Origin of the sequence: Moraxella catarrhalis, from assembly GCF_001632285.1 — a bacterium.
GTDB classification, from domain to species: domain Bacteria; phylum Pseudomonadota; class Gammaproteobacteria; order Pseudomonadales; family Moraxellaceae; genus Moraxella; species Moraxella catarrhalis.
Window position 1 is genome coordinate 370,491 of the sequence record NZ_LWAH01000013.1, and the last position, 13,418, is coordinate 383,908.

A 13,418-nucleotide genomic window follows, 5' to 3' on the forward strand; every position below is an offset into this window, starting at 1 on the left:
TAAAGATGATATCTTAGTTCAGCTGTGCAACATCAATTCTATCAGCTCTGCCAGTATATTCACCCATTTGGTCAAAGTTTAGGTAGTTATAAACTTCCGCCTCCATGGATTCTAGTTTACCTGCATACCCCATATACTCTTCAACAGTTGGCAGTCTGCCCAGTACAGATGCCACAGAGGCAAGTTCAGCAGATGCCAGATAGACATTTGCCCCTTGACCTAAGCGATTTGGGAAATTACGGGTGGATGTTGAAACGGCGGTACAGTTGGGTGCGATGCGTGCTTGGTTGCCCATGCACAGTGAACAGCCGGGCATTTCGGTTCTTGCTCCTGCCTGGGCATAAGTGTTGTAATAACCCTCATCCATCAGTTGGCGTTCATCCATTTTAGTGGGTGGTGCAATCCACAAGCGAGTGGTTAGGCTGCCCGCTGGTACTTCTTGCAACAGCTTACCTGCGGCACGAAAATGCCCAATGTTGGTCATGCACGAACCGATGAATACCTCATCAATCTTATCGCCTGCAACCTCTGAGAGCAGTTTGGCATCATCAGGGTCATTTGGACAGCATAGGATTGGCTCTTTGATGTCAGCAAGGTCAATCTCATATACTTTGGCGTACTCAGCATCAGCATCTGCTTTTAGTAGGCTTGGGTTGTCAAGCCATTTTTGCATATTTTCAGCACGGCGAGCCAGTGTACGAGCATCGCCATAACCTTCGGCAATCATCCATTTTAGCATGACGATGTTAGAGCGTAAGTATTCTGCCACTTTTTCTTCTGATACCGTGATGGCACAGCCTGCGGCAGAGCGTTCAGCAGAAGCGTCGGATAACTCAAACGCTTGTTCAACGGTCAAGTCGTTTTCCATCTCAGTCAAATCAATCTCTAAGATGCGACCAGAAAAGATATTTTTCTTGCCCTTTTTCTCAACCGTCAAATCACCCGCTTGGATGGCATAGTAAGGAATGGCATGAACCAAATCACGCAAAGTAATGCCAGGTTGCATTTTGCCTTTGAATTTGACCAGTACAGATTCAGGCATGTCAAGTGGCATCACACCAGTGGCAGCAGCGAATGCCACAAGGCCTGAACCTGCTGGAAATGAGATGCCAATAGGAAAGCGAGTATGACTGTCGCCACCGGTACCAACGGTGTCAGGCAACAACATGCGGTTTAGCCATGAGTGAATCACCCCATCGCCTGGGCGTAAGCTGACACCGCCACGGTTCATGATAAAATCAGGTAGGGTGTGATGCGTTACCACATCAATCGGCTTTGGATAAGCGGCGGTATGACAAAACGACTGCATGACAAGGTCAGATGAGAAGCCCAGACATGCCAAATCTTTGAGCTCATCACGGGTCATCGGGCCTGTGGTGTCTTGTGAGCCTACGGTTGTCATCTTCGGTTCACAGTAGGTATCTGGACGAATGCCTTGCCCCTCTGGTAGACCACAGGCACGACCCACCATTTTTTGGGCTAAGGTAAAGCCTTTGCCAGTATCGGCAGGTTGCTCTGGGGTGCGAAATAGAGTGGATGGTTCAAGACCCAAGGATTCACGAGCCTTGCTTGTTAAGTTGCGACCGATGATAAGGTTAATGCGACCACCAGCACGCACCTCATCTAGCAGTACAGGGGTTTTTAGTTTAGATTTGGCAATTTGTGTGCCATCTTTAAAGGCGGCAACAGTTGCATTTGCGTGGTCAATTTTTAGGGTAATCTCATCACCCATGTTCATCTCGGTTACATCAATCTCAACAGGCAACGCCCCAGCATCTTCCATGGTATTAAAGAAAATGGGGGCAATTTTACCGCCCAAACACACACCGCCATCTTTTTTGTTTGGAATGTGGGGAATCTCTTCACCAAAGAACCACAATACAGAGTTGGTTGCTGATTTACGGCTAGAACCTGTACCAACAACATCGCCCACATAGGCAACAGGATGACCTCTGTCAAGCAGCTCTTGGATTTGGGTCAAAGGACCAACCTCACCATTTTTTTCTGGATGAATGCCCTCACGCTCATTTTTTAGCATGGCGTTGGCGTGTAGCGGAATGTCAGGGCGACTCCACGCATCTTGGGCAGGTGATAGGTCATCTGTGTTGGTCTCGCCAGTGACTTTAAATACGGTGATGGTCATCTCTTCTGGCACTTTGGGACGACTTGTAAACCACTCGCCTTCTGCCCAAGATTCTAGCACGGCTTTGGCATTGGCATTGCCCGCTTTGGCTTTTTCTTCTATATCATGAAAAGCATCAAAGACCAAAAGGGTTTTTTTGAGTGCTTTGGCAGCCAATTCGCCCAGTTCATCATCATCAAGCAGTTCAACCAAAGGTGCAACATTATAGCCGCCTAACATAGTGCCTAATAGATATACCGCACGCTCTTTATTGATAAGTGGAGAGCTGGTCTCGCCTTTGACGATGGCATTTAAAAAGGCGGCTTTGACATAAGCGGCTTGGTCAACCCCTGCTGGCACACGGTTTTCAAGTAAGTCTATCAAGTACTCTTCTTCGCCTTGTGGAGGGTTTTTTAGGAGTTCAATCAAATCGGCAGTTTGGACATCAGTTAATGGTTGTGGTGGCACGCCTAAGGCTTCACGCTCAGCGACATGGGCTCTGTATTCGGTTAGCATTTGCGACATAGCATATCCTCTTTTAAACTAAATAATCTTAATCGGTGCTTGCAAATCAAGAATAATTGATAAACTTACAAGTGCCTAAAGATAACCTTACCTGTTTTGAATACAAACAAGCGTTACTTCTCCACTGATAATAATAGCCCAAAACTGCAATAATTACAAAAAATATCCAAAGATACTCAATATTTATTTAAAAAATATCCTATTAAATTAATAAATATATCTAAATGGCTAATAACTATTAAAAATTTACCAAGTTTGTCTTTTAAATTGATGTGATTAATATTCGCACGATGATTAAAGATACAATACAACGCTTGTTTTAATAATTTTTTATTGTATATTTATAAACGGTATGGCAAAATGAGAATTTTAATTGTTTGGATAATCGTATGAAAGCACAACAAGGATTTACTCTCATAGAGCTGATGATTGTCATATTAATCATCGGCGTTTTGGCGATGTTTGCCATACCTCAATACCAAAAACGCGTCGTTACCGCCCAAGTAAATCGTGTCATGATGGAAACCAGCCAACTGCGTACGGCTGTTGAAATGTGTCTACTCCAAGGCATTACAGACAGCACCAAATGTGATGCGGTCATCTCAAGCGATTTGGTAAAAAATACGGATATTGGTTTGGCACAACAGGCCAATGGCACCAATACGATTAAGGCGACTTTTAGTGACACTGCTGCCAATGCTTTGCACAATCAAAGTATCACTTGGACACACACAGCAGCAGGCGGCTGGCATTGTACCACCACCGTCGATAAAGACCTTGCACCAAAAGGATGCACAAGCTCTGCAACACCTCAATCATCTTCACCTCAATCATCTTCTTAAGCTTATCTTTATTTAGGTTATCTATATATAATCTACCAGTAGCTTAACTTAATGATATGTGTCTTAAAATTCTATGGTTTTTTTAGCCAAACATAAAGCAAATCCACTAAAAAATCCCCAAGGCGATAACTTGGGGATTTTTTTTGGGTTGGGCAAATGGCAGAATTATTCTGCAGTTTTGCGAACACCCAATTTTTCTTTAATACGTGCAGATTTACCTGAACGCTCACGCAAATAGTAAAGTTTGGCACGACGAACATCACCACGACGCTTCACTTCAATACTGGCAATCAATGGTGAATGTAATTGGAATGCACGCTCAACGCCAACACCGCTTGAGATTTTACGAACAGTGAATGCTGAGTTTAGTCCACGGTTACGCTTAGCGATAACCACGCCTTCAAAGGCCTGTTGACGCTCACGGTCACCTTCACGAACTTTAACTTGAACAACAACCGTATCACCTGGTGCAAATGATGGATGGTCTTTTAGTTGTGCATTTTCAACAACTTGAACTAAAGGATGTTTATTACTCACAAGATTTCTCCTGATAATCATGGCAGAGGCTAAAACTTTCTTGCAAAACACAAAGTTAGGCAATGGTTAAAAAGTCGCATACCATCGTTAATAAAGCGGCATCACGCACGCTACATCTGAACCATACAGATTTTAATGAATTTAAATCAATCTTCCAAGTCTTTTAGCCACTTGGCTTGCTGTTTATTTGGTATAAAATTTTGCCAAAGCTCTGGGCGGCGGGCTTTGGTGCGTTTGACTTGCTCTAAAAAACGCCATTTATTAATATTGGCATGATGTCCTGAAAGTAAAACTGACGGTACAGTTTGACCATGAAAATCAAGCGGTTTGGTATAGTGCGGATAATCCAAAAGGCCATCAACAAACGAATCTTGCTCGGCAGACAGATCGTCGCCCATAATCTGGGGCAATCGCCGAATGACGCTATCCATCAATACCATCGCAGGCAATTCACCACCTGTCAGAACATAATCTCCAATAGATATCTCTTGGTCAACATAGCAAGTAATCAATCGCTCATCAATGCCTTCATATCGACCACACAGTAGTATCATGCCATCAAGATTTGGCATGGTGGCAACCAAAGGCTCGCTTAAAGTTTTGCCTTGTGGTGATAGATATACCACAGGGCATCTGCCATTTTGGATATCACAACCTGCCCTGCCAGCTAATTTTTTGGCATATAAAATTGCCTTTTCAAGCGGTTCTGCCATCATCACCATGCCAGGACCGCCACCAAAAGGACGCTCATCTATGCGTTTATAATTATCTGTCGTAAAATTTCTTGGGTTGATGACTTGGATATTGACTTGACCATTTTTAACCGCACGGCCCACGATGCCATATTCTTTAATAGCACTAAACATCTCTGGCAAAATGCTAATGACCGCAAAAAACACTCAAATTACCCTAAACCAAATTACGAATGATGACTAATAATCAGACTGCCAAGCTACAAGCATCGTCCCAGCACTCAAATCAACCGAAAGCACCACATCGCTATGCCATGGGATCAAACGAGGTTCATTATCAATGCTCTGTGCTGTTGGCTTAAGCGAGATAATCTCATGAGCGCCTGTCTCAAACATCTCTTTGATAACCCCAAGATTTTCTGCTTGCTCATTCATCACAGTCAAACCGATCAAATCTGACCAATAATATTCATCATCAGCAAGCTTAGGTAAATGGTCTTTACAAACCCAAATACTCGTACCGTTCATCGTTTCAGCAACATTGCGATCAGGCACTTCATTAAAGCAAGCAACCAAACCCTGACCTTGGATACGCCAATCTTTAACAGTTAATGGCTTAAACCCTGTTGCCGTTTTCATCCACCAAGGTTGCATCTGAAAAATGCTGGCTCTTTCGTCGGTCTGGCTAAAAACCCAGAGCCAACCTTTGATGCCGTAAGGTTTTTTTAAGGTAGCAATCTTAATCATCTCAGAAGCATCAGGTACCAGATTTGTTTTACAAAGGTTTGGCTTGGTCATATACAAGTTAATAAGTACTTAAATATCGGTTGATGATCTAAAAATACCCAAAAATGGGATCTTTGATACATCAATATAATAGTAAATCAAATAGCACAAAACGGTTTACGCTCAATTTGAACGCAAACCGTACTTAATAAGAATGATTAAGCAGCTTTATTCAAAGCTTTGACTAAAGAAGCAACACGCTCTGTTGGCTGTGCACCTTTGGCAATCCAAGCATTATAAGCTTCTAAATCAATGCGGGTTTCAACTTCTTGACCTCGTGCCATTGGGTTAAAAAAGCCGATTTTCTCGATAAAACGACCATCACGAGATGCGCGCTTATCAGCAACAACAACTTGATAAAATGGACGCTTTTTTGAACCGCCACGAGCTAGACGAATAACTACCATGATAACTCTCTTTTATAAAATAAAAATCTAAAAATCATTTGCAAGAATTAGAGCATGGTACAGATTCGATATTAATGAGGATGAGCCGTTCGAACCTGAACCACTAAAAGACTAATTATAACAAGAAATTACTCAAGTTAAAAGCAAAAAATGAATTTTTATCAAAATTTGCTTAAAAAGCTCGGTTCAAGCTGTGTTAAAATACGCTTGGGCAAATCATAGGCAGCTGGTCATGAATAAAAACACGAATAAAAAATTTCGAATTTTTTTAGCAAAACTTAATTATAAACTGTATTCGAATACGCTACAAACATTGCTCATGGTATGCTTTATTGTCTTTGTTAGTGTTGCATTATCCATATCATTATTTTGGAGAAGCCTTTATTTGCCTGAGCTTAGAAACCATGCCAGTTATTTATCCACGGAAATTAAACTATTAACCTCAGTGGGTGATAAATGGCATGATAATCCTGAATTTATGCAATGGCTAACAGACAATACGCACATTGAAATCATCACCAATCCCCAAGATTTTCCAAGCATCACCGATAAACCTGTAGTTGTTTATCTTACCCAAATTATGGCAGAAGAAATATCGCAATCACTTGGTCGTGAGGTGGAAGTGTATTTTAAATTCAAACCCACCCCCAAACTTTGGATTCATGACAGCGCTCATCCTGATATCTGGATTCGTGAGCCGATGATGTATTATTCACAGTACAGCACAGGCGTTATTTACGGATTTTTATTTGGCTTGCCACTACTGACCATTATGACTATTTTAGTTTTGGTACGAGGACTAAACCGTCCTTTAAAAAAATTAGAGCGTGCTGCAAACAATTATATCCTTCATGGTCACGCAACCACCCTACCCACCCAAACAGGGCCCAATGAAATTCGCAAAGCCAATACAGCATTTAATCGGCTCTTTACAACCCTCAATCAAGCCCAAAAAGAACGCACTATTATGCTTGCAGGTATCAGTCATGATTTGCGAACACCTTTAACTCGTATGCGGCTGACTGCCGAGATGCTGCCTGATGAATTTTTCCGTGAGGGTTTGGTCTATGACATTGAAGATATGGATGCCATTTTAGAACAATTCATCTCTTTTATGAAAGATGGTTCTGATGAGCCTGTTAAACCAACCAATTTGGATGCAATATTTAAAGAAATTTTGGTTCAGTTTGATGGTATTCAGTTTATTTACAACTCAACCATTACTCAACCTGTGCCTGTCCGAACTTTATCAATAAAGCGGTTAATTGTCAATTTGGTCAATAACGCCATTCGCTATGGAGAGCAGCCAATACATTTGATCGCAAAAATCATACCCCCAGCTCAGAACACACAAAATGATCATATCTTTGATCACTACCCAACACTGGTTTTATGCGTCAAAGATGAAGGTGAAGGCGTTGCTGAAGACCAATTGGAGCGAATTATGCAGCCGTTTGAGCGTGGTGAGTCTGCTCGTACCACACAAGGCAGCGGACTGGGTCTTGCCATCGTCAGTCGCATTGCTCATCTGCATCAAGGTGTCGTTGAGGCCATCAATCATCCCAATGGCGGGCTACAAGTTTGTATCAAAATCCCGTTAATGACCCAGATTAATGATACGCCAAATGATGATTTTGACACTACGCCAGCTAATCTGGCTTAATACTGCCTTTTTGATGGATGGTTTTTTCAACTCTGTCTTGAGTCAACTCATCGGCTGCAACCACAACGCCCACTTGCTTTGCAGGCCATTTCATAATGAACCTTGCACCATGCAGCGTTGGGCTTTCATCTACCGATAGCTTGGCATTAAACCAAAATGCAATTCGACTAACAATAGACAACCCCAAACCATAACCACCCGACGCCCGAGTTCTGCTATCATCTAATCTGGCAAATGGGATAAAAACTTTTTCACGATTTTCCTCAGAAATACCATGCCCATCATCTTCAACACTGATAAACGCCTCACCCTTAACAACGCCAGCACTTAGCATGATGGTTGATTGTGCATAACGCAGTGCATTACCAACCAAATTTTGAACCACACGGTGTAGATACCGCCTATCTGCCATCGCCACAGCTTTAGCAGGTGGTAATTTACAAATCAGTTGAATGGGCTTGCCTAATGCATTGGTTTCACGCTCAATTTGCTCGGTCAGGTCACACAAATTCACCATCTCCCAATCAAGCTTCGGAGAACCCTCCTCAAGCTTTGCGTAAGTCAAAATCTCATCAATCAATTCATTGAGCGACTCAATATCTTCATCAATAAACTGTCTTTGCAGCTGCCGAGAGTCTTCATCGTCTGTATCAGCAAGCATATCGACCGCAAAGCGAATGCGTGCAACAGGTGTTCGCAGTTCGTGTGATACCGCTCGAGTAAGCTCTCTTTGTGATTCAATCAAGCGTTTGATGTGTTCTGTCATGGCATTAAATGTCATTGACAATCTGGCAATGTCATCTTGTCCCACTACTTGAACTTTGGTATCAAGATTACCCTGAGCCACACGATTAACACCAAGTTGTAGCAACTGAAGACGCCTTTCTAAAGGAAAAATCAAAGCATACACGCCAAGTGCAATCAATAAAACACAAATCAGTGCAACACTTGCCAAAAGATTCAGCGGAAACCAATTAAATAAAGTCACAGGACCGACTACAATTACCATATCTTCTACCTCTGAGGCAACAATGAACGACATGGTAGAATTTTGACCTCGAATCCCATCTTGATAAGAAATGACCAATTCATCCCGTTTTAGTCTGGCAATTTGATCATGGTCAAGATGCAAATTATTGATAGACTGTTGATAAATCGGATAACTGAATTTTTCACTCAAATATTCAAGGCGAGCCTGTTTTTGCTCATAACCATGAAAATACGATAAATCATCTAACAAAAAAATGGTCATGGCACGCACTTGACGCTCACCAACCTGAGCCAATTTGACCGTCAAAATCTCATCAGTACCCTCAAGACGATGGTAAAATGTTGATTGATTGGTGTAAGGATCGTACCGTACAACAGTTTTTGCCTCTTCAATGCGACGCATTTCTCTGGCTTTAAATTCGATAGCATCCATGGGAATAATTTCAAAATTACTCCCAAATAACGCACTGATATCATTTAACCAATAATTTTTTTGGGCGTTGGTTTCTTGATGAATGGCACCTTGACCAATCAAATAAAAAACGCCCGTTGCCACTGTTTCTCGATAAGACTGAGCCCGTTCTTGGTTAATGGTATCTACCAATAGATACGCAAAAAAAGCAACAGATAAGCAGACAAGCAAAAGTCCTGCATAAATTCTAAAAAAGATACTTCTTTCTGTAAAACTAACCAAAGTCATATCAAACAGCGCCTGATAAAATGAAAGCCAGCAATAGCTGGCTTCACACGCATCACTTTGTCGAAACAAAATGCCGTGAATTAATTGCCTTCTTTAACAAATAGATAGCCTTTACTGCGTACAGTTTTGATGCGTTTTGGGTTTTCTGAGTCATCGCCAATTTTGGGGCGAATGCGAGAAATACGCACATCAATGGAACGGTCTTGACCATCATATTCAATACCACGGAGTCTTTCAAAAATATCTTCACGAGATAAAATTCGACCTGCATTTGATGCCAGCAACCACAACAAATCATATTCAGCGCTGGTAAAGTCTACCAATTCGTCATTAAGCGTAACCGAACGACCACCATTATCAATGACCAAATCACCAAACTCTAAGCGTTGTGGAGAGGTATCAGATGGCACAGTATCAGAGCGACGCAATAAAGCACGAATGCGAGCTAATAGCACACGGGGCTGAACGGGTTTTGCCACATAATCATCCGCCCCCATTTCAAGCCCTAATACTTGATCCATATCATCTGTTCGTGCAGTCAACATCAAGATAGGCTGCTGATAATGTGCACGAACTTCACGACAAACCGCCAAACCATCACTTCCAGGCAGCATGACATCAAGCACAACCAAATCAGGCTGCTCACCGATAATGCGACGAATGGCACGAGCACCATCAGTCTCAATAGCCACATCAAGCCCATTTTTTCGTAAATAATCTTGTGTCAGCATTGCCAATCTTTCATCATCTTCGACGATTAAGATTCTAGGCATGTTTTCTTTTTCAGTAGTCATAATTATCCTAAAGTGATGTGATCGCCACAATAACCTAAACTGATTTTATTTTATCATGATTTAATCATGTCAATCATCTTAAGCACGATTTTTGTATTTTTGAATGGTTTGTAACTGTGCTAATGATTCTGCCAATGCGGTTAGAGCAGCAGTTGTGTCAATATTGGCACTTTGATTTGCCAAAGCCTGCTCAGCATTGCGACGAGCTTCGGCAATTTTTGCTTCATCCAAATCATATGCTCGTTCGGCAGAATCAGCCAAAACTGTCACAACATGAGGCTGTACCTCGAGTACGCCACCTGACACATAAACCACCTCTTCGCTTGATCCATCGGCAGATTTCATACGCATAGGACCTGGTTTTAGCAAAGTAATCAATGGTGTATGACCCGCCAGAATGCCAATTTCGCCAGAGTGACCATTTGCAATCAACATACTAATATCACCGACATATATCTCTTCTCTAGCACTTACCACTCGGCACTTAAAAGTTGCCATATCATTCTCCCAATAGACCAGCAGTCGTTAGATCATGCCACAGCCAAATCCCTACCTGACTGTGGCTGCGTCAGTTTATGCTTTTAATTTTTCAGCTTTAGCAACAACTTCGTCAATACCGCCAACCATATAGAATGCTTGCTCTGGTAGATCGTCATACTCACCATTGATGATTGCTTTAAAGCCAGCGATGGTATCACGCAATGCCACATATTTACCAGGTGCCCCTGTGAACACTTCTGCCACATGGAATGGCTGAGACAAGAAACGCTGGATTTTACGAGCACGATAAACCACCAGTTTATCCTCTTCTGACAATTCATCCATACCCAAGATAGCAATGATGTCTTTTAGCTCTTTGTAGCGTTGTAGCACCTCTTGCACGCCACGCGCTACGCTGTAATGCTCCTCACCAATAACCTGTGGGTCTAACTGACGAGATGTTGAGTCTAGTGGGTCAACCGCAGGATAAATACCTTGTGATGCAATATCACGGCTTAGTACAACCGTTGCATCTAAGTGTGCAAATGTCGTTGCAGGTGATGGGTCAGTCAAGTCATCTGCTGGCACATAAACCGCCTGCACAGATGTAATTGAGCCTGATTGGGTGGAGGTGATACGCTCTTGTAACAAGCCCATCTCTTCGGCCAAAGTCGGTTGATAACCTACCGCAGATGGCATACGACCTAAAAGTGCTGATACCTCAGTACCTGCCAATGTGTAACGATAAATATTATCAACGAACAGCAGAACATCACGGCCTTTGCCCGTTGCTTCGTCTTTTTCATCACGGAAATACTCTGCCATGGTCAAACCAGTTAAGGCAACACGCAGACGGTTTCCTGGTGGCTCATTCATCTGACCATAAACCATGGCAACTTTTGACTGAGTAAAATCTTCGGTATTAACAACGCCTGCTTCTTGCATTTCATGGTAGAAGTCATTACCCTCACGAGTACGCTCACCCACACCAGCAAAAACCGACAGACCTGAGTGTTTTAGGGCGATATTATTGATAAGCTCCATCATGTTAACGGTCTTACCAACACCAGCACCACCGAACAGACCGACTTTACCACCTTTGGCAAATGGACAAAGCAAATCAATCACTTTGATGCCTGTTTCTAAAAGTTCTGTACTATTTGACTGTTCATCATAACTTGGTGCTTCACGATGAATGGACCATTTTTGTTCAGCATTTACCGGACCTGCTTCATCGATTGGGCGACCTAGGACATCCATAATGCGACCCAGTGTTGCTTGACCGACTGGTACCGAAATGGGTGCACCTGAATTAGAGACAGGCAAGCCACGCTTTAAGCCTTCGGTAGAACCCATGGCAATGGTACGCACCACACCATCACCTAACTGTTGTTGGACTTCAAGGGTGGTTTCAGTACCATCAACATGAAGTGCATCAAAGATTTGGGGGACATCGCCACGGCTAAACTCAACATCAATTACCGCACCAATAATCTGTACAATACGACCGCTCATTGCGTTCTCCTGCTTGCTTATCTTGTTTTTTATTCTGCCAAACCAGCTTTGGATTGGTTGGCGGTTTCTCTAAAAGTATAATTTGAAACTATGCCTTTGCTGTCAAATAAAATGACAAGTTCTTTGGTCTGTATGGTTTCACCCAAAGAAAAGAAATTATAAGGGATAAAATTTCTTGCCATCGGTTTGGAGCGAGTATGGCGGTATGTCCAAATTTTATTACCACTATCATAAAAGAGATGCTATCAGCAGAACCAAATCTACTAGAAATCTCTTGCTTATTGGTCTTGCCCTTAATGATGGTCTGCTCAATGGTTTGTTGGTTTTGCTCTTTCATTGCAACATTACCAGTAGAAACACAACCTGTTACCAAAAGTGCCGTCAGTAAAGCGGAAATAGTCAGGCGAATATGATGATTTAACATATTAAACGCCTTAAATGATTCCCTAAGAAACAGCGGCAGCACCACCAACGATTTCCGAGATTTCTCGTGTAATCGCTGCCTGTCTGAGCTTATTATAAACCAATTGTAAATCTTTAATTAAGTTACCAGCATTATCTGTCGCTGCTTTCATCGCCACCATACGGGCTGACTGTTCAGAGGCAATATTCTCTCGAACGGATTGGTAGACTACAGATTCAATGTAACGCAATAGTAGGCTATCAATGAGCGTTTTGGTGTCTGGCTCATAAATATAATCCCAACTGTGTGCCTGAAGCTCAGTGTCATCAAACTCACTCTCTGCCAATGGTACAATCTGTTCAACCACGGGTTTTTGAGCCATAGCATTGATAAACTGGTTATACACCAAGTAAATGCGATCTAATTTTCCATTGAGATAATCATCAAGCATGGTTTGAACTGGTGTATTAATTTGCTCAAGTGCAGGGTTATCGCCATAATCAGTGACAGCTGAGGTTACTCTACCGCCAAAGTTCTTAAAAAAGCCCACGCCTTTTGCACCTATTACTGCAAATTCAATTTCAACTGACTGCTCTTGATAGCTTTTGACTGTTTTTAACAAGTTTTTGAATAGATTGATGTTCAAACCACCTGCCAAACCACGGTCAGAAGTTACAACCACAAAACCAACACGATTGACCGGACGGTTAATCATATAGGGATGCTTATAATCTGATTGCGCTTGCACCAAATGTGAAATGACACGGCGTATACCATCTGAATAAGGACGACCCAATTCCATTCTCTCTTGGGCACGACGCATCTTACTGGCAGCCACCATCTGCATTGCACGCGTGATCTTTTGCGTACTTTTAATGCTGGTTACTTTAGCACGAATTTCTTTTAAGCTTGCCATAATTATTCCAATACTGGACTTATTATAAAAGGGTTTATGGTGCGTT

The 13,418-nt window shown here is 42.3% G+C and carries 13 protein-coding genes; 2 read left to right on the forward strand and 11 right to left on the reverse strand.

The window, feature by feature from the left end:
• Positions 1-13 precede the first annotated feature (13 nt).
• Entirely contained in the window at positions 14-2,638 is a 2,625-nt protein-coding gene (locus tag A4U55_RS04830) for a bifunctional aconitate hydratase 2/2-methylisocitrate dehydratase (protein WP_003660864.1), read from the reverse strand.
• A 398-nt stretch (positions 2,639-3,036) separates the two neighbouring features.
• Between A4U55_RS04830 and A4U55_RS04835 the strand changes: the two genes are divergently transcribed.
• Positions 3,037-3,489, forward strand: a complete 453-nt coding sequence (locus A4U55_RS04835; RefSeq protein ID WP_003660866.1) for a pilin — start codon at positions 3,037-3,039, stop codon at positions 3,487-3,489.
• A 165-nt stretch (positions 3,490-3,654) separates the two neighbouring features.
• Here A4U55_RS04835 and rplS read toward each other — a convergent pair whose 3' ends face one another.
• From rplS to rpsP, 4 genes are all read right to left on the reverse strand, one after another.
• A complete protein-coding gene (gene rplS, locus A4U55_RS04840) occupies positions 3,655-4,026 on the reverse strand; it encodes a 50S ribosomal protein L19 (RefSeq protein WP_003658988.1) in 372 nt (123 codons plus the stop codon).
• 146 nt (positions 4,027-4,172) lie between these two features.
• Positions 4,173-4,925: a tRNA (guanosine(37)-N1)-methyltransferase TrmD gene (trmD, locus tag A4U55_RS04845; RefSeq protein ID WP_003660868.1), complete on the reverse strand. Its 753-nt coding sequence runs from the start codon at positions 4,923-4,925 to the stop codon at positions 4,173-4,175.
• 33 nt (positions 4,926-4,958) lie between these two features.
• Positions 4,959-5,516 (reverse strand): ribosome maturation factor RimM, encoded by a 558-nt coding sequence (gene rimM / locus A4U55_RS04850; protein WP_003658984.1) that lies wholly within the window; start codon positions 5,514-5,516, stop codon positions 4,959-4,961.
• 146 nt (positions 5,517-5,662) lie between these two features.
• On the reverse strand, positions 5,663-5,911 hold the full coding sequence (rpsP, locus tag A4U55_RS04855; protein WP_003658982.1) for a 30S ribosomal protein S16: 249 nt from the start codon (positions 5,909-5,911) through the stop codon (positions 5,663-5,665).
• Positions 5,912-6,143: 232 nt separating this feature from the next.
• Between rpsP and A4U55_RS04860 the strand changes: the two genes are divergently transcribed.
• Positions 6,144-7,574 (forward strand): ATP-binding protein, encoded by a 1,431-nt coding sequence (locus tag A4U55_RS04860; protein ID WP_003660872.1) that lies wholly within the window; start codon positions 6,144-6,146, stop codon positions 7,572-7,574.
• On the opposite strand, the gene A4U55_RS04865 is transcribed toward A4U55_RS04860, so the two are convergent.
• From A4U55_RS04865 to atpG, 6 genes are all read right to left on the reverse strand, one after another.
• Complete coding sequence (locus A4U55_RS04865) at positions 7,561-9,264, reverse strand: ATP-binding protein (RefSeq protein ID WP_013107726.1); 1,704 nt, start codon at positions 9,262-9,264, stop codon at positions 7,561-7,563. The genes A4U55_RS04860 and A4U55_RS04865 overlap by 14 nt on opposite strands.
• Positions 9,265-9,344: 80 nt before the next feature.
• Positions 9,345-10,058: a response regulator gene (locus tag A4U55_RS04870; RefSeq protein WP_003658977.1), complete on the reverse strand. Its 714-nt coding sequence runs from the start codon at positions 10,056-10,058 to the stop codon at positions 9,345-9,347.
• 78 nt (positions 10,059-10,136) lie between these two features.
• Positions 10,137-10,556, reverse strand: coding sequence for a F0F1 ATP synthase subunit epsilon (locus A4U55_RS04875; protein WP_003658976.1), 420 nt, complete (start codon positions 10,554-10,556; stop codon positions 10,137-10,139).
• A gap of 75 nt (positions 10,557-10,631) precedes the next feature.
• Entirely contained in the window at positions 10,632-12,053 is a 1,422-nt protein-coding gene (gene atpD, locus A4U55_RS04880) for a F0F1 ATP synthase subunit beta (protein ID WP_003658974.1), read from the reverse strand.
• 88 nt (positions 12,054-12,141) lie between these two features.
• Positions 12,142-12,477: a hypothetical protein gene (locus A4U55_RS04885; protein ID WP_003658973.1), complete on the reverse strand. Its 336-nt coding sequence runs from the start codon at positions 12,475-12,477 to the stop codon at positions 12,142-12,144.
• A 22-nt stretch (positions 12,478-12,499) separates the two neighbouring features.
• Positions 12,500-13,372: a F0F1 ATP synthase subunit gamma gene (gene atpG / locus A4U55_RS04890; protein WP_003658971.1), complete on the reverse strand. Its 873-nt coding sequence runs from the start codon at positions 13,370-13,372 to the stop codon at positions 12,500-12,502.
• Between the last annotated feature and the right edge of the window lie 46 nt (positions 13,373-13,418).